Below are 17,028 nucleotides of genomic sequence, written 5' to 3' on the forward strand. Positions count from 1 at the left end.
CCAAGTCTGCGGCAAAAACACACTGGGGCTATTGACCCAGGTCACTTGAATGCCACTTGCAGTGCCATCATTTTTCGGGTCCTGGCCAAGGACCGCTCCTGCATCAGGGTCAGTACAACGGTCAGGCCCATGAAGGCGGCGCTGGCCCAGAAAATTGCGTCGGGGTGGCCTTGGTCGAGCAGCGAGCCGAACCCGACGGGACCGATGGCGCCACCGATATTGAAACCTGTAGAGACGATGCCGAAGGTTTTGCCTTCGGCATCCTTCGGGGCGGCCGCACGTACCAGCATGTCGCGGGACGGTGCGATCACCCCGGTCAGGAAACCCGCTGTCCCCAGCACGACCAGCAGCGCCGGCTCGCTCAAGCGTGCCGTGGCGACCAGCAGCATCAGCACGGTGGCCAAGGCAAACGCGCTGGCTGCCACTACGCCATGGCGGCGGGTCCGGTCGGCCAAGGCTCCCCCTGCCAGCACGCCGAAGGCGCTGGCAAAGAGGAAGGCGGTCAACGCCGAGTTGGCCCAGGTCAAGGCCACGCCCTGGCCTTGCATCAGGGCGGCGACCGAGAACTTCTCAATCGCGCCGGTGCTCAGGTTCAGCAGCACGAACAACAGGGTCAGGCTTAGCACCATAGGCGAGAGCAGTGACAGGCGACGGGTGCCGAGGGGTGTCGGGTCGGCGGCGGGATGCACGCGACTGACCCGGGCCAGTGCGGAGCCAGGGATCAACAACAGCGCCAGCGCGAAAAACCCCACCAGTGCCGCCGCCGCGAAGGCCATGGCCGGGTTGCTCGACACCGCGATACCCAGCAAAAACACAGGGGCCACGGCCGCGCCAAGGAAACCGGCAAAGGTATGCACGGAGAACGCCTTGCCGATGTGGGCGGGGTCAATGTGTCGGGACAGCAGGGCGTAGTCGGCCGGGTGATAAATGGCGTTGGCGACGCCGGCCAGCGCCATGCCGATCAACAAACAGGTGTAGCCGGGCAGGAGTGCAATCAGCAGGAAACTGCTGCTGCCCAGTGCCAGCGCGACCAACAGCAAGCGCCTGGCACCGTGGCGGTCCACGGCAAACCCCATGGGCGCCTGTACCAGCGCCGTGACGATATTGAACAGGCTGAAAGCCAGACCCAGCTCGACATAATCCACGTTGAAAAAAGCCGGAAGCAGGGGGAACAGCGCCGCCAGCACCATGATGTGCAAATGACTGACAAAGTGCGCTGCGGCGACCTGAGGCAACAACCCGATACGAATCGTCATGGCGAAACCTATGTGATGAGCATGGCAAAACCGGCGCAGAGCTTAATGAGGCGATGGTCTTGCGCGATAGTCCATTACCGATGAGTCCATCAGACCACTTTGAATGGCTGCGATTTCGCGACGCCTGCCCCTGCGTAGACGTGTGGCAGCGGCATTGAGCGCGGTGGTCTGTAACGTCGGCACGAACTGGTATGGCTGGCCGGTCCGTGGGCGGCTAGGGTAATGCGGCGTGTTATCGGACGTTTACACAGGGAGTGACCATGCCGCATTTCGCTTATCGGGAGGGCCACGCGCTGCCAGGGGTCAGTGGCATTGCGCTGACCCAGGTGGACGGGGAGGTGTGGCGCGCCATCGACGCCGAGCGTCAGCGCCAGGTGCAGTCAATCGAGCTGATCGCCGCCGAAAACGTGGTCAGTCGTGCGGTGCTCGAGGCCCAAGGGTCGGTGCTGACCAACAAATATGCCGAGGGCTACCCAGGGCGCCGCTATTACGCCGGTTGCTGCAATGTCGATGCAATTGAAGAACTCGCCATCGATCGGGCCAGGCAACTGTTCAGCTGTGCCTATGCCAACCTGCAACCCCATTCGGTCAGCCAAGCCAACCAGGCTGTGTTTCTGGCTCTGCTGGCGCCGGGGGACAAGATCCTGGGCCTGGACCTCAAGTCCGGTGGGCACCTGTCCCATGGTGCTGCGTTCAACTTGTCCGGGCGCTGGTTTCAGGCCCTCAGCTATGGGGTGCACTCGGTGACCCATAGGGTCGACATGGATCAGGTCGAGCAGATCGCCCGACAAGAACGCCCACGCCTGATCATCGCAGGGGCCTCGGCGTATTCACGGGCGCTGGATTTCGCCCGGTTTCGTGCGATTGCCGACGAGGTGGGTGCGTTCCTGATGGCCGACATCGCCCACGTCGCCGGCCTGGTCGCGGGTGGTGCGTATCCGTCTCCAGTGCCGTTCGCCCACGTCACCACCCTCAGCACCCACGCCACGTTGCGCGGTCCGCGTGGCGGGATGATCCTGTGCAATGAGCAGGCCATTGCGCAGAAGATCAATGCGGCTGTATTCCCCGGCCTACAGGGCGCGGCACTGATGCACACCGTAGCGGCCAAGGCCGTGGCGCTGGGCGAGGCATTGCAACCGGCCTTCGGCGCTTATGCCCACGCCGTGGTCGCCAATGCCCAGGCCTTGTGCGGCCGATTGGCTGAAGGTGGGCTGTTGGTCGTGTCGGGCGGCACCGACTGTCACTTGGGGGTGATTGACCTGCGGCCCTGGGGCCTGGTGGGGAATGTCGCCGAGCGTGCGTTGGAGGCAATCGGCATTACCGTGAACAAAAATGTCGTGCCCGGCGATGAGGTCAAGCCCACCGTGACGTCCGGCATTCGTCTCGGCAGTGCGGCGTGCACTTCGCGTGGCATGGGGGTCGATGAATTCAGGGAGATCGGCGACATGATTCTGGCCATGCTCGGTGGCTTGCGCAGCGGTGCCCTCGACGGCCGCACTGAACGCTCGATTCGTGAAGGCATCAGCGACCTGACCAAGCGTTTCAGGTTGCCGTATTAAACCGCCTGCGCTTTTTTGAAAAGGAATTCCAATGCCCGGCATCATCCCCACCGGCCGTCTAGCGGCCACCCGCACGTCACGGTTCAGATTGTTCACCACCGCCAAGCCTCAACCCGTCATCGCGGTTGAATGCCCCAAGCTGCCCAGGCGTGCGCGGATGGCCGACCAGGCCCAGCAGCTGCTGATGAACTATGCGCTGGGCCATTAGATTTTCAGGGCGTTGGCCAGGCGCAACATGGCGGCTTCGATTTCATACGCGGTCAGGGAGGAGTAGCCCAGCAGCCAGCCCTGTTGCTTCGGGTCGCCCGCGTACAAGCCGCTGAGGCCGGACAGTTGCACGCCGGCAGTGGCGGCCTGGCGGATGGTTTTTTCCTCGGACCATCCGGCTTTCAGCAAGCAGGGGATTTGCAACCCGCCCGGCGGCAGTTCGGCGGTGACCACCGTGCTCAAGTACTTGCCGATGGCATCGTGCATGATCGACCGGCGTCCGGCATACAGCTTGCGCATGGCCCGGACATGCGCGTTGTAATGGCCGTCTTCCATAAAACGCGCAAGCGTCAGTTGCAGCGTTTGCGGAGTGTGGCCGTCCATCATGCTGCGCGCATAGGCAAAGGGCTTGACCAGCTCGGAGGGCAGCACCATATACCCCATGCGCAGGCCGGGGTAGAGGGTCTTGCTGAACGTGCCGATGTAGAGCGTGCGCTGATACTTGTCCAGGCCCTGCACGCACGCTGTGGGTTGCCCGTCGTAATGGAACTCGCTGTCGTAGTCATCTTCGATGATCCACTTGCCTTTTTGCGCCGCCCAATTGATCAACTCAAGACGCCGCTCCAGCGGCAACGTCGCGCCGGTGGGGTATTGGTGCGAGGGCGTGACATACACGCAATTGGCGCCGCTGCGGTCGGCGTACAGCAGGTCGGTGCGGATGCCCCGTTCATCGACATCAATGGGCAGCACCTGGGTTTCGGCGATTTCGAAGGCCTTGCGGGCGCCGTAATAGCCGGGGTTTTCCAGCAGAATCGGCTTGCCGGCGTCCACCAGCAACTGTGCGCACAGATACAACGCCTGACGCGTACTGCTCAATACCAGCACCTGGTCGGGGGAGCATTTGGCGCCGCGTTCGAGGTTCAGGTAGGTGGCAATCGCTTTGCGCAGGGGCTCGGCCCCTTGTGGATCGCCATGCAGCAGCACGTTCGCGCGATAGTCCTTCATGACCTGGCGCTGCAAACGCTCCCAGACATCCGTCGGGAAGCTGCGGGTTTCCGGCAGGCCGGTGGCGAATGCCTTGATGACTTGCTGATCGCGCACACCGCCGGTGTCGAAGATCATCCGCCCGCGTTGGCTGAGTTCGGCGCCCGGTGCGGCGACGCTGCTCCTGACTTCCTGAGCCTTGAGGCGTCGGCGGCCGGCACCGCGCAATTCGACGCCCACCGTGTCGCAGACGTAACTGCCGGCGCCTTCGCGGCGCACGATAAACCCGTCCCGATGCAACTGCACATAGGCGTTCTCAACGGTGTCGCGGGCGCAGCCCAGTGACTTGGACAGCACCCGCGTGGCGGGCAGTTTCAAGCCGGGGCCGAGAGCGCCGTCGAGTATCAGCGCACGCAACGCACGCTGGATCCGCTGGTGCAAATCCAGCAGCTGAAACTCAGCGTCGTTGAGGCGCATCTTCAGAGTTTCCAGCTCGAAGGTCTTTGCCATGTGGTCTGCTCTCTTTCTATGAACTGGCAGGTAAAGGCAGGCCAGTTTATCCGTAGACTCTGGCCCTCGCCACCCCAGGCTTTACCTCGGTGATTACGCACAGGGCAAGCGTTCTTGAACAGGAGTTACTCAACCATGGCTCGGTCACACAACTTCAGCGCAGGCCCCACCGCGGTGCCGTTGGACGTCCTCACTCAGGCGCACGAGGAGTTTTTCGATTTTGCCAGCACCGGCATGTCCGTGATGGAAATCAGCCATCGTTCGCAGGTGTTCATGACGGTGGCCCGCGAGGCCGAACGGGACCTGCGCGATATCCTCGGGGTGCCGCCCGCCTACAAAGTGCTGTTCCTGCAAGGGGGCGCCTCGTTGCAGTTCGCTCAAGTGCCGATGAACCTGATAGGCGATAAAGGCACAGCGGATTACCTGCACACCGGCCTCTGGTCGGGCAAGGCGATCGAGGCTGCACGGCGCTACTGCGATGTGCGCGTGGTTGCCAGTACCCACGCGTCCGGTTTCGACCGCGTCCCCCACGGCTCGGAGTGGCGCCTTAACGCCGACGCCGCCTACTTGCACTACACCGAGAATGAGACGGTGCACGGCGTGCAGTTCATCGACACGCCCGCGAGCGACGCGCCGCTGGTGTGCGATGCTTGTTCAAGCCTGCTGTCCAAGCCGATCGACATCGCCAGGCATGGGCTGGTGTATGCCGCCGCGCAGAAAAACATGGGCGTGGCCGGGTTGACGGTGGTCATCGTGGACCCGGCGTTGCTGGAGCGTTCCCATGCCTTTACCCCGGACATTCTCAACTACGCGCGCATCAGCGACGCGCAGTCGATGCTCAATACCCCGGCGACCTTCCCCTGGTACCTCACCGGCTTGACGCTCAAGTGGATCAAGCACAGCGGCGGTCTGCAGGCCCTGCATCAGCGCAACCAGACTAAGGCGGGAATGCTGTACCGCGCCATCGATGGGAGTGACGGGTTTTATCGCAACCCTGTGCAGTTACCGTATCGCTCCATCAACAACGTGCCCTTCCGGCTGGCCGAGGCGGCTCTGGAGAAGGTCTTTTTGCGGAGCGCCGAGCAGGCCGGCCTCAATGGCCTCAAAGGCCACGCCAGCGTCGGCGGCCTGCGCGCCAGCCTCTACAACGCCGTTTCAGTGCCGGCGGTCGAGGCGCTGTGCGATTTCATGAACGTGTTTGCGCGCGAGCATGGCTGAGCCGACCGCGCAAAGTGGTCTGGTCTGCTGCGTTAAAGCGTAGGGGTAAAACCTGCCATTCAACGGCTATAAATGACCGCTTACCAGCGACCGGATACATCGTCCAGCAAGGAGCCAAGACCTATGTCATCTACTCAATCCCTCTCGTCCCTGCGTCTGCGGGACCTGCTGCACCCGGTGGTTGCCGGGCTGATTTCGGTGATCGTCAATTACGGCGGCACCTTCATCCTGGTGTTTCAGGCCGCCAAGGTCGCAGGGCTCAGCCCTGAGTTGACGGCGTCGTGGGTTTGGTCGGTGTCGATCGGGGTAGGGGTGACCGGGCTGTTCCTCAGTTGGGTGCGCCGCGAACCGATCATCACCGCCTGGTCAACCCCGGCGGCGGCTTTTTTGATCGTCGCCTTGGCGACCACACCCTACGCCGAGGCCATCGGGGCGTACATGATTTCGGCTGCAGCGTTCGTGCTGCTGGGCGTGTCCGGCTACTTTGAAAAAGCCGTTCGCCTGACCCCGCCCGGTGTGGCTGCGGGCTTGTTGGGCGGCATCCTGCTGCAATTCGGCATCGGTGCGTTCGCCAGCATGAGCGTCGACCCGTTATTGGTCGGGGTGTTGATCGGCGCCTACATCGTGTTCAAGCGCTTGAGTGCGCGCTATGCGGTGGTCGGCATTCTGGTGCTGGGGCTTGGCTTTCTGCTGATGCAGGGGCGCGTGGATTTCATGGGGCTGGCGCTGGAGTTTGCGACACCGGTGTTCACACGGCCTGAGTTCTCGGTCAATGCGTTGTTGAGCGTGGCGTTGCCGCTGTTTCTGATCACCCTCACGGGGCAGTATATGCCGGGCATGCTGGTGCTGCGCAATGACGGGTTCAACACCAGTGCCAACCCGATCCTCAGCGTGACCGGGCTGGGTTCTTTGCTGATGGCGCCGTTCGGTTCCCATGCCTTCAATATCGCGGCCATCACGGCCGCCATCTGCACTGGCAAGGAAGCGTCTGAAGATCCGTCCAAGCGCTGGATCGCAGGCGTGGCCGCGGGCATCTTCTACATCTTGGTGGGGATTTTCGGCGTGACCCTGGCGGCGGTGTTCATGGCCTTCCCGGCGACCTTCATTACCACCCTGGCCGGGCTGGCCCTGTTGGGCACCCTCGGCGCGAGCCTGGCCAATGCCATGGCAGACGTGAAATCGCGGGAAGCGTCGCTGATCACCTTTCTGGCCTGCGCGGCCAATATCACCCTGCTGGGCATCGGCGGCGCGTTCTGGGGCCTGGTCATCGGCCTGGCGGCCTACGCCGTGCTCAATGGGCAGTTGCCGCGTCGTGAAAAGGCTGCTGTCCCACAGGCCGAACCGGTTGCAGTGCCCACCAAAGGAGCGGCCAACTGATGCCTGATCAAACCGAAGACCTCAACATCCTGCATGCGCGCCATGGTCGTTACCCACAGGCCGACAGTGTCGAAGACTTTCGCCGCAACCTGGCCGCCGTGCAGCAACGCATTGTCGAGGCGTGCCGTCGGGTAGGGCGGGACCCGGCCGGTGTGCGCTTGCTGCCGGTCAGCAAAACCTTTGATGAAGCTCATCTGCGTCTGGCCTATGCCGCCGGTTGCCGCCTGCTGGGCGAGAACAAGGTGCAGGAAGCACAGCGCAAGTGGGAAGCCATGACCGACCTGCAAGACCTGCAATGGTCGGTGATCGGCCATTTGCAGACCAACAAGGCCAAGCAGGTCGCACGCTTCGCCAGCGAGTTCCAGGCCCTGGACAGCCTGCGGGTGGCCGAGGCGCTGGACCGTCGCCTGCACATTGAAGGTCGGCAGATGGACGTGTTCGTCCAGGTCAATACCTCCGGCGAAGCCAGCAAGTACGGGCTGGCGCCCGATGACGTGGCGGCTTTCCTGGAGGCTATGCCAGCGTTCCCGACACTGCGGGTTCGCGGGTTGATGACGCTGGCGCTGTTCTCGGCTGACGCGATGCGGGTGCGCCCATGCTTCGTCCGGCTGCGTGAATTGCGCGACCGCTTGCGTCATTGCGCCCCTGATGGGGTGTCGCTGCAAGAGCTGTCGATGGGCATGTCGGGTGACTTTGAAATCGCCATTGAAGAGGGCGCGACCGTGGTGCGCGTCGGACAGGCGATCTTCGGTGCCCGAGCCATGCCGGATGCGTACTACTGGCCGACCGCCGATGCCCGCCCCCTCAGTGAAGACACGTTGTTGTCGATCACTCCCAGCCGTTGATCCCCCTCTACAGGAAGGCCCGCAATGTCCGCTGCACCCGCTTACCTCATGCACACCTCAGCCCGACAACCGGTTTCGTTCAGCCGAGGCCAGGGCGCCTCGTTGTGGGACACCGAGGGTGTTGAATACCTGGATGCCATCGCCGGTGTGGCGGTGACGAGCCTGGGGCATGCCAACCCCGAAATTGCCGCGGCCATCGCCGAACAGGCCACGGTGTTACTGCACACGACCAACCTGTTCCGTATCCCATGGCAGGAGCAATTGGGCGAACGACTGTGCCTGCTCTCGGGCATGCAACGGGCGTTTTTCTGCAACTCCGGAGCAGAGGCCAACGAAGCGGCGCTCAAACTGGCCCGCCTGCACGCCAACGCCCGGCAGGTGACCCAGCCGCAAGTGTTGGTGATGGACAACAGTTTTCACGGGCGCACCCTGGCCACTCTCGCCGCTACCGGCAACCCCGCCGTGCATCGCGGCTTCGAGCCCCTGATGCCGGGCTTTGTGCGAGTGCCTTACGACAACATCGAGGCGATTCGCCAGGTCGCGGCGCAGTCACCCGATATCGTTGCGGTGCTCGTCGAGCCGGTGCAGGGTGAGGGAGGCGTGCACGCCGCCTCTGCCGGCTACCTGCAGGCCCTGCGCCAACTGTGTGATGAGCACGACTGGCTGATGATGATCGATGAAGTGCAGACCGGGCTGGGCCGCACCGGTACCTGGTTTGGCTTTGAGCATGCGGGCATCGAGCCGGACGTCATTACCCTGGCCAAAGCGCTGGGCAACGGTTTCCCGATCGGCGCGTGCCTGGCGCGGGGCAAGGCCGCCGAGCTGTTTTCCCCCGGCCACCATGCGTCCACGTTCGGCGGTAACCCGTTGGCGTGCCGCGTGGGCTGCACAGTGCTCGACATCATGCAGCGCGATCACATCCCGCAACGGGCTGCCGCCTCGGGCCGCCGCTTGTTGGCGGCCTTGAAGCTGGCGCTGGGCAACCATCCTGAGGTGGTGTCCGTTCGCGGCATCGGCTTGATGATCGGCATTGAACTCAATGGCCCGTGCGCCGAACTGGTCGGCCGGGCCCGTGAAGAACAACGTCTGCTGATCACCGTCACACGGGGCACCACCGTGCGCCTGTTGCCGCCGCTGATCTGCGATGACGCACAGATCGACGACATCGCCGCGCGCATCACGCGCCTGCTGTCACCCGCCGCTTGAATTCTTGACCAAGGACACTTTGCACATGTACGACTCGACGCTGACCCTCAACGCTTTCGACCCTGAGCTGTATGAATCGATTCACAACGAAGAGCATCGCCAGGAAGATCATATCGAGCTGATCGCCTCGGAAAACTATGCCAGCCCGCTGGTGATGAAAACCCAGAGCACGGTGCTCACCAATAAGTACGCCGAAGGCTACTCTGGCAAGCGCTATTACAGCGGCTGCGAATACGTCGATGTGGCCGAGCGGCTGGCCATCAAGCGGGTCAAGGCCCTGTTCGACTGCGACTACGCCAACGTGCAACCCCATGCGGGCGCCCAGGCCAACGCGGCGGTCTTTCTGGCACTGATCAACCCCGGCGATACGGTGATGGGCATGAACCTGGCCCAGGGCGGTCACCTGACCCACGGCAACCCGGCCAACTTTTCGGGGCGTCACTACACCATCGTGCCTTACGGACTGGACCCGAAAACCGGCTTTCTTGACTATGATGAGATGGAGCGAATCGCACTGCAGACACGCCCCAAAATGTTGATCGGTGGTTTTTCCGCGTATTCGCGGTACAAGGACTGGGCACGCATGCGCAGCATTGCCGACAAGGTCGGGGCTATCTTCTGGGTCGATATGGCCCACGTTGCCGGGCTGGTCGCCGCGGGCGAATACCCGGACCCGCTTCCCCATGCGCATGTGGTCACCAGCACCACGCACAAAACCCTGCGCGGGCCACGCGGCGGTTTGATTTTGTCCAAGGGACAGGATGAAGCCTTCTACAAAAAGCTCGATTCCGCTGTGTTTCCCGGCGTGCAGGGCGGGCCGCTGATGCACCAGATCGCGGCCAAGGCCGTGGCGTTCAAGGAAGCGCTTGCGCCGGAGTTCAGCATCTACCAGACCCAAGTGGTCATCAACGCCCGGGCCATGGCCGGGGTGTTGCAAAAGCGCGGGTACAAGATCGTCTCGGGCGGCACCGACAACCATATGATGCTGATCGACCTGTCCGACAAGCCCTACACCGGCAAGGAGGCCGACGCGGCCCTGAGCAGTGCCTATATCACCGCCAACAAAAACTCGGTGCCGAATGACCCGCGCTCACCGTTTGTGACATCCGGCCTTCGTATCGGTACCCCGGCGGTGACCACCCGCGGGTTTGGTGTGGAGGCTTGCGAGCAAGTGGCCGGCTGGTTGTGCGACGTACTGGACGCCCTGGAAAACGGTGGCAGCGACAAGGTCGGGCACCACGTGCGCGAACAGGTTGTCGCGTTGTGCCGTCGTTTTCCGGTCTATCGCTGAGTCTGGCCCGGCCATTGCGTGATCGGGTGGTGGCCGGGTGTTCAACTGTTTTATCAGGCGTGAACTACCCTTTTAAAAAGCTGCTATCCAGTAAGTAATAAAAAAAAGCGAAGCCAGTGATCTGGCTTCGCTTTTTTGTGGACGCTGTTAACTGAATAAAGTGGTCACATTGGCCCGTGCCGAGTGCAGTTTCTTGTAGCTATCGATCAACCGCAGGTGCCTGTCGAGCCCCTCCAGTTTCATGCTGGTCGGCGTCAAGCCATGGAAGCGCACGCTGCCGTCCACCGATCCGATTGCTGCATCCATCCGCTCGTTGCCAAACATCCGGCGGAAATTGGCCTCGTAGTCTTCCAGTTCCAGGTCTTCGTCCAGCTTCATCTCCAGCACCACATTGACGGCCTGGTAGAACAAGCCACGCTCAACCGTGTTGTCGTTGTACTGCAGGAACATTTCCACCGCCTCTTTCGCCTCTTCAAACTGTTGCAAGGCGAGATAAATCAGCAGCTTCAACTCCAGGATCGTCAGCTGACCCCAAGCCGTATTATCGTCAAATTCGATGCCGATCAAGGAGGTGATGTCGGTGTAGTCGTCCAGCTCACTTTCCACCAAGCGCTCAACCAGCGCTTGCAGTTCGTCTTCGTCCAGGCGATGCAGGTTCAGGATATCGGCGCGGAAAAACAGCGCTTTGTTGGTGTTATCCCAGATCAGATCGTCCACGGGATAGATTTCCGAATAGTTCGGCACCAGGATGCGGCACGCCGTCGCACCGATATGCTCGTAGACCGCCATGTACACTTCTTTGCCCATGCCTTCGAGAATGCCGAACAAGGTCGCGGCTTCCTCGGCATTCGAGTTTTCACCCTGGCCGGAGAAGTCCCATTCCACGAATTCGTAATCCGACTTGGCACTGAAGAATCGCCACGACACCACGCCGCTGGAGTCGATAAAGTGCTCGACGAAGTTATTTGGCTCGGTCACTGCGTGACCTTCGAAAGTCGGCTGGGGCAAGTCGTTGAGGCCTTCGAAGCTGCGGCCCTGCAACAATTCGGTCAGGCTGCGTTCCAGCGCCACTTCCAGGCTCGGATGCGCGCCGAACGAGGCGAACACGCCGCCGGTACGCGGGTTCATCAACGTGACACACATCACCGGGAATTCACCACCCAGGGACGCATCCTTCACCAACACGGGGAATCCCTGTTCTTCCAGCGCCTGAATGCCGGCCAGTATCCCGGGGTACTTCGCCAGCACGTGGGCCGGCACATCCGGCAGTGCAAATTCACCTTCGATGATTTCGCGTTTTACCGCGCGCTCAAAGATCTCCGACAGGCACTGCACCTGGGCTTCGGCCAGCGTGTTACCGGCACTCATGCCGTTGCTCAGGAAAAGGTTTTCAATCAGGTTGGACGGGAAATACACCACCTCGCCATCCGACTGGCGCACGTACGGCAGCGAGCAGATGCCGCGCTCTTCGTTGCCCGAGTTGGTATCGATCAGATGGGAACCACGCAGCTCGCCGTCGCGGTTGTAAATCTTCAGGCAGTACTCGTCGAGAATTTCAGTTGGCAGCTCATCTTTACGACCAGGCTTGAACCAGCGTTCGTCCGGGTAGTGTACAAATGCCGCGTTGGCGATGTCTTCGCCCCAGAACTGGTCGTTGTAGAAGAAGTTGCAGTTGAGTCGCTCGATAAACTCGCCCAACGCCGATGCCAACGCGCCTTCCTTGGTCGCACCCTTGCCGTTGGTAAAGCACAGCGGCGAGTGCGCATCGCGGATATGCAGCGACCACACATTGGGTACGATGTTGCGCCATGAGGCGATTTCAATCTTCATGCCCAGGTCCGCCAGAATGGCCGACATATTGGCGATGGTTTGCTCCAGCGGCAGATCCTTGCCCGCGATATAGGTGTGCGCCTCTGAATTAGAAGCGGGCATCAGCAACGCCTGGGCATCGGCGTCGAGGTTTTCGACTTCTTCGATCACAAACTCAGGCCCGGCTTGCACCACTTTTTTCACGGTGCAACGGTCGATGGAACGCAGGATGCCCTGGCGATCCTTGTCGGAGATGTCTGCCGGCAACTCGACCTGGATCTTGAAAATCTGGTTGTAGCGGTTTTCCGGATCAACAATATTGTTCTGTGACAGACGGATGTTATCCGTGGGGATATTGCGCGTGCTGCAGTACAACTTCACAAAATACGCCGCACACAACGCCGACGAAGCCAGGAAGTAGTCGAATGGACCAGGTGCCGAGCCATCGCCCTTATAGCGGATAGGTTGATCGGCCACCACCGTGAAGTCATCGAACTTGGCTTCAAGCCGAAGGTTGTCGAGAAAGTTGACCTTGATTTCCATGGGGGGATTACCAGAATAACGGGCTAGACGATTTGGCCGCCATTATCCGGTATTTCAGCCGTAAGTCTTGCGGGCATCGTACTTATGTCCACACCGGCGATGGATGGGTCAGTCGAGTATCAGGTGTGGCAAAAACCGGCTCGAATCCTTGGTGATCAAACTGTTGTCTTCCCGCACGCCGATCCCTGCTGCCTGGTCGGCGATCACCCAAGAGCCAATCAGCGTAAAACTGTCGCCAAACTTCGGCAGCGGGGCGAACTCCTGAAGGATAAAAGGTGCGTCGGTGTAGGGTCCGTCCTCTTTCACGATCAGACCGTCAGCCGTTTGCAGCTCGATGTTGGCGCCTTCCCGAGAAAAGAATGGTTTGCGCACCCAACCTTTGGGTACCGCTTTGCCCGGGTCTGTATCCAGGTGCGCCGCAAGCAGGTTCGGGTGACCTTTATTGAACTCCCACAGCAGCGGCAGGATGCCCTTGTTGGAAATGATCGACTTCCAGGCCGGCTCGAAAAACTGTGTATCACTCTGAGCAATCGCTGCACCAAAGGGCTCGTGGAAGATGAATTCCCAGGCATGCAGCTTGAACAGGTGAGGAATCCAGCGATCTTCTAAATCGACGAAACGTCCTTCGTTGGTGAGGCCGATGTCCTCGATATCGATGTGTCGCGATTCGATGCCGACCTTTTCCGCGATCAGGCGCAAGTAGTCGGTGGTGCCTTTGTCTTCGACCGAGTCTTTCATCGAGGCGAAATAGAAGGGCTGTTTGAGCTGCAGCTGGGCAAAGGCCTGATGCAGCTTGGTGTCGATGCTGTTGAACTGGTCGGCATGCTTGGGCAGCAAGCCGCGTTCGATGCATTGCTCCAGCCAGCCCCACTGAAATGCCGCGGCCTCATACAGGCTGGTCGGCGTGTCGTAGTTGAGTTCCAGCAACTTGGCCGGCCCGTTGCCGTTGTAGGAGAAATCCATGCGTCCATACAGGTGCGGGTGGCCTTCGAGCCATGAAGTGCGAACCATGTCGAAGAATGGCGCGGGAATGCTCAGGCGCTCCAGCAGTTCCTCGCTCTGAACCACGCGGGCCACCAGGTCCATGCACATCTCATGAATCTCGGTGGTCGGGTCTTCGAGATCGTTCTCGATCTGTTTGAGCGTGAACTGGTAATACGCGCTCTCGTCCCAATAGGGTTCGTCGTCGATGGTATGGAACAGAAAGCCGAGACTTTCGGCGGTCTGTTTCCAGTCATGACGCTCTGCGCAGAGGATTTTCTTCATGGCCCTGTTTCCTTAACTGCTCGACCCGCCAAAACTCTTGCTCGATCCGCCCCAGCCGCTGCGTGCGCTGGCCTGGCTGCCGAAGCCGCCGCGGGAAGTGGAGGCCGCAACAGACACCGGCTTACTGCGGGTGATGGTGTCGGTGTAACTGCTACTGCTGCCGTAGCGCGCCTGATTGGACCTGTTGAAGGTTGAACCTGACGATACCCGCTGGCTGAGTGTCGAGGACGAGTAGCTGCCGCGATCATCACGATAGCGGTAGACCGGCTCGGAGTAGTAGCTGTTGCGGTTGCTGCTGAGCATGTTGCCGATCAACAGCCCGGTCAGCAGGCTGCTGCCGGAGAATCCCGACCCAGCGGCAGTCGCTTCCGAAGCGGGTAATTTTGACTTGGCTGCGTCTACTTCGGATTGCGTCACTTCGCCATCGGCACTCAGCTCGAAACCGCCGAGCTTGGGGATGAACTTGCCGGCGGAATCCTGCTGACACCAGTCGACGACAAAGTCGGCGTCGCAATCAGCCTGGTTGTCGTACACCGGCGCAATGCTTCGATGCTGGGCCATGGCCTTCATATAGGCGTCAGAACAGATGTCGACCGGGAGCTTTTCATCGGCGCACTGCTGGACGGACTGGAAGTTGTACTTTTTGTGTATCTCGTAGGTTTTTTCCGTCGGCCCGCAGCCTGATATCGCCATGGCGACCGACGCTGCCAGCGAGAGCTGAACGTACTTGCTTCGTTTCATCGGGATCTCCGTGGCGCAATCAGTTCTGGGAAGGGGTCATGCACGCGGCGTTCAACATGCCGACGCTGATGGCCACTGCCGCAACATAGATACCCGCAGCGATTTCGCCTTTTTTAATGCGTTCAGAGGCGCCTTTGAGCACCAGGCTGGTCACCAGAAACGCCAGCAGTTGTACGAAAGCGGCGATCACTGCCCAGACGACGAAGTCCAGAATGCTGATCGAGTAGGCAATCACATTGCTGGCCGGAATGGCGAAACCGATGATGGCGCCACCCAGCGCGATCGCGGCCGCAACGTTGCCCGAACGGATCAGTTCGAACTCTCTGTGCGGTGTGATTCGGGTGTAGATGAACTGGAACAATGCGAACAGCACGGCGGCACCGAGGATGTACGAAACAAACCCGAGCACCGCGGCTTTATTCAGGGAGATGGAGAGCGCTTCAAGCATGGACTTCTTCCTTTTTAAAAAGTGTTCAGGTCAGTGGTGTACAGCGAAATGCCCAGCGAAGTGCTCAAGCTGATGGTGCCTTCGGCGTCTTCCTCGACGGAAAACAGCAGGAATTCCCGGCGATCGGTCAGGCCGGTTTCGCGGGCGTACAGCATCGAACGGTGCTCGATGCTGTAGGACTCATCCGGGTTTTTCAGGTGTTCGCTCAGCGTCACCAGTTCTGTCTGGCCACTCTCGGTGCCCCATTCGCGGGTGTATTCGACGCCGTTATGGGTGTAGGTCGGCAGCCCGATCAGGCTTTGAGGGCCGGCCAGCCGACTCAGCTCTGCTTCACTGTTGATGGTGACGTAACTGAGGTAATTGAACAGGATCACCGACTCGACCTGTCCGGCAATATCGCCGGTGGTATGCACCTGCAGCCAGTAGTCTTCGTCATTCATGTAATAGCGTGACAGCCAGTTCGACTGCCCGAGATCAACAGTGCCAGCGCTCCAGATCTGCTGGGAGCCAGGGATGACCACGGTGGTGTTACCGTCGAGCAACAACTTCAGGGTGGTGTCGAACATCACCTCTTTGCCCAATGCCAGGCCCAGCGGACCGATGGCGGCCAGGGTTTCGTTGGCTGTCCATTTCGATTCTGTATTCGCTTTCGGGGCCTCAAGCCCCATCAACTGTTTAAACCATCCCATTGGTGATTTCCTTGAGGCGAGTGGAGGCGATGTAGAAGAGTTCGCCGCCCTCAACGCGAGTGGCGCCGGGCGGGTTGATCGAAGGCTGTCGGGCACCTTTGGCGCGGTAGCCGATAAGGGTAGCGTTGTGGCGCTCTTTCATCTGCGCGTACAGGTCACCGAACGTTGCTTCAAAGGTCTCGGGCAGTCTCATCAGGTACTGGGTGGCACCTTGACCCACGCACAGCAATTCATTGATGACCACTGACGAGCCCGGGTCCTGAGAGGCGCGCACCAACATCTCGATGGCCATGCTCGAGGTGCATTCGAGGCTGGGCGCGTAGGCGCTGGCGAGCGCAGCGATTTCACTTTCATTGAAATGGGCGACCACATGCCCGACAGGGTTCAGTTGATTGACCGCCAGCACGGTGGCCAGGGTCAGATCGTCTGAGTGGGTGCGCACCAGGACGCGTTCGGCACCGGGCACGCCAGCACGCAGCAAAAGCGCGGCAGAGGACAGGCTTTCGCCTTTGATAAAGGACGTTTTGCCCGGCATGGGATTTTCTTCGAGGTCGCAATCGCAAATGACGATCAGGTTGTCATTGGAGGTTTCGTCCTGCAGCAACAATTCTATGACCCGCTCGCTGGACGCGCCTTCCCAGCCGATGAGAACGGTGTGGCCGACCTTGCCGGTGAAATCGCCTTTGCCCTTCATGCCTTTTCTCCATACATCGATGACACTGCTGGTGGTTTTACCGATGGCTGCCGTCAGCAGCGCAATGCCCCCGAGCATGACCCAGGTAGCCACGAAAATTCGTCCCGCCGATGTCTGCGGTGCGAGATCGCCATAGCCGACGGTGAGCGTGGTGGTGAGATAGAAGTAGGTAAACGTGGCGGGGGCGGTGAGGTGTTGTTCGCCCAGAAGCACCAGACCGATATAGGCCGTGCTCAGGTGTATGCCCAGCGCAATGGCCAGGCCTGCCCAGCCGAACCGATGGAAGAAGGACGAGGCGTACGTGCGCAATAAAAGGAAAATCGACATTACATCCCTGACTCCATGGGGGCTCATTCCTGGCGACGTAATCGCTCTGGCGTCTGAG

15 protein-coding genes are annotated in these 17,028 nt (G+C 60.7%); 7 read left to right on the forward strand and 8 right to left on the reverse strand.

The features are described 5' to 3' along the window. Positions 1-41 precede the first annotated feature (41 nt). Positions 42-1,256, reverse strand: a complete 1,215-nt coding sequence (locus BK662_RS17100; protein ID WP_123359026.1) for an MFS transporter — start codon at positions 1,254-1,256, stop codon at positions 42-44. A gap of 260 nt (positions 1,257-1,516) precedes the next feature. On the opposite strand from BK662_RS17100, the gene BK662_RS17105 reads away from it, so the two are divergent. Further along, complete coding sequence (locus BK662_RS17105) at positions 1,517-2,815, forward strand: serine hydroxymethyltransferase (RefSeq protein ID WP_123359027.1); 1,299 nt, start codon at positions 1,517-1,519, stop codon at positions 2,813-2,815. Between the two features lie 31 nt (positions 2,816-2,846). Then, positions 2,847-3,023: a hypothetical protein gene (locus BK662_RS34830; RefSeq protein WP_185047146.1), complete on the forward strand. Its 177-nt coding sequence runs from the start codon at positions 2,847-2,849 to the stop codon at positions 3,021-3,023. On the opposite strand, the gene pdxR is transcribed toward BK662_RS34830, so the two are convergent. Then, positions 3,020-4,516: a MocR-like pyridoxine biosynthesis transcription factor PdxR gene (gene pdxR / locus BK662_RS17110; protein ID WP_123359028.1), complete on the reverse strand. Its 1,497-nt coding sequence runs from the start codon at positions 4,514-4,516 to the stop codon at positions 3,020-3,022. The genes BK662_RS34830 and pdxR overlap by 4 nt on opposite strands. A gap of 135 nt (positions 4,517-4,651) precedes the next feature. Here pdxR and serC point away from each other — a divergent pair, with 135 nt between their 5' ends. The 5 genes from serC (at position 4,652) to glyA (ending at position 10,453) form a co-directional block, all read left to right on the forward strand. After that, entirely contained in the window at positions 4,652-5,734 is a 1,083-nt protein-coding gene (gene serC, locus BK662_RS17115) for a 3-phosphoserine/phosphohydroxythreonine transaminase (protein ID WP_123359029.1), read from the forward strand. A gap of 123 nt (positions 5,735-5,857) precedes the next feature. Beyond that, a complete protein-coding gene (locus tag BK662_RS17120) occupies positions 5,858-7,111 on the forward strand; it encodes a benzoate/H(+) symporter BenE family transporter (RefSeq protein ID WP_123359030.1) in 1,254 nt (417 codons plus the stop codon). Then, the gene (locus BK662_RS17125) at positions 7,111-7,956 is read left to right on the forward strand and encodes a YggS family pyridoxal phosphate-dependent enzyme (RefSeq protein ID WP_123359031.1); all 846 of its coding nucleotides are present in this window, start codon (positions 7,111-7,113) and stop codon (positions 7,954-7,956) included. The genes BK662_RS17120 and BK662_RS17125 overlap by 1 nt, the downstream gene beginning before the upstream one ends. A gap of 24 nt (positions 7,957-7,980) precedes the next feature. Continuing rightward, entirely contained in the window at positions 7,981-9,162 is a 1,182-nt protein-coding gene (locus tag BK662_RS17130; RefSeq protein WP_123359032.1) for an aspartate aminotransferase family protein, read from the forward strand. 25 nt (positions 9,163-9,187) lie between these two features. After that, positions 9,188-10,453, forward strand: a complete 1,266-nt coding sequence (glyA, locus tag BK662_RS17135; protein WP_123359033.1) for a serine hydroxymethyltransferase — start codon at positions 9,188-9,190, stop codon at positions 10,451-10,453. Positions 10,454-10,600: 147 nt separating this feature from the next. Here glyA and BK662_RS17140 read toward each other — a convergent pair whose 3' ends face one another. The 6 genes from BK662_RS17140 to BK662_RS17165 all read right to left on the reverse strand — a co-directional run bounded on the left by BK662_RS17140 (position 10,601) and on the right by BK662_RS17165 (position 16,970). Next, on the reverse strand, positions 10,601-12,805 hold the full coding sequence (locus BK662_RS17140; protein ID WP_123359034.1) for an OsmC domain/YcaO domain-containing protein: 2,205 nt from the start codon (positions 12,803-12,805) through the stop codon (positions 10,601-10,603). A gap of 108 nt (positions 12,806-12,913) precedes the next feature. Beyond that, a complete protein-coding gene (locus BK662_RS17145) occupies positions 12,914-14,071 on the reverse strand; it encodes a glutathionylspermidine synthase family protein (protein WP_123359035.1) in 1,158 nt (385 codons plus the stop codon). A 12-nt stretch (positions 14,072-14,083) separates the two neighbouring features. Beyond that, positions 14,084-14,812, reverse strand: coding sequence for a DUF1190 domain-containing protein (locus BK662_RS17150; RefSeq protein WP_123359036.1), 729 nt, complete (start codon positions 14,810-14,812; stop codon positions 14,084-14,086). Between the two features lie 19 nt (positions 14,813-14,831). Next, positions 14,832-15,260 carry a DUF350 domain-containing protein gene (locus BK662_RS17155; RefSeq protein ID WP_123359037.1) on the reverse strand — a complete coding sequence of 143 codons (429 nt, stop codon included), beginning with the start codon at positions 15,258-15,260 and terminating at the stop codon, positions 14,832-14,834. 14 nt (positions 15,261-15,274) lie between these two features. Beyond that, the gene (locus BK662_RS17160) at positions 15,275-15,949 is read right to left on the reverse strand and encodes a DUF2491 family protein (RefSeq protein ID WP_123359038.1); all 675 of its coding nucleotides are present in this window, start codon (positions 15,947-15,949) and stop codon (positions 15,275-15,277) included. Beyond that, on the reverse strand, positions 15,936-16,970 hold the full coding sequence (locus tag BK662_RS17165) for an ion channel (protein WP_123359039.1): 1,035 nt from the start codon (positions 16,968-16,970) through the stop codon (positions 15,936-15,938). Before BK662_RS17165 ends, BK662_RS17160 begins: the two co-directional genes overlap by 14 nt. Positions 16,971-17,028 lie beyond the last annotated feature (58 nt).

The sequence above is a fragment of the Pseudomonas frederiksbergensis genome (genome assembly GCF_003732275.1).
In the GTDB taxonomy this organism is placed as follows: domain Bacteria; phylum Pseudomonadota; class Gammaproteobacteria; order Pseudomonadales; family Pseudomonadaceae; genus Aquipseudomonas; species Aquipseudomonas frederiksbergensis_H.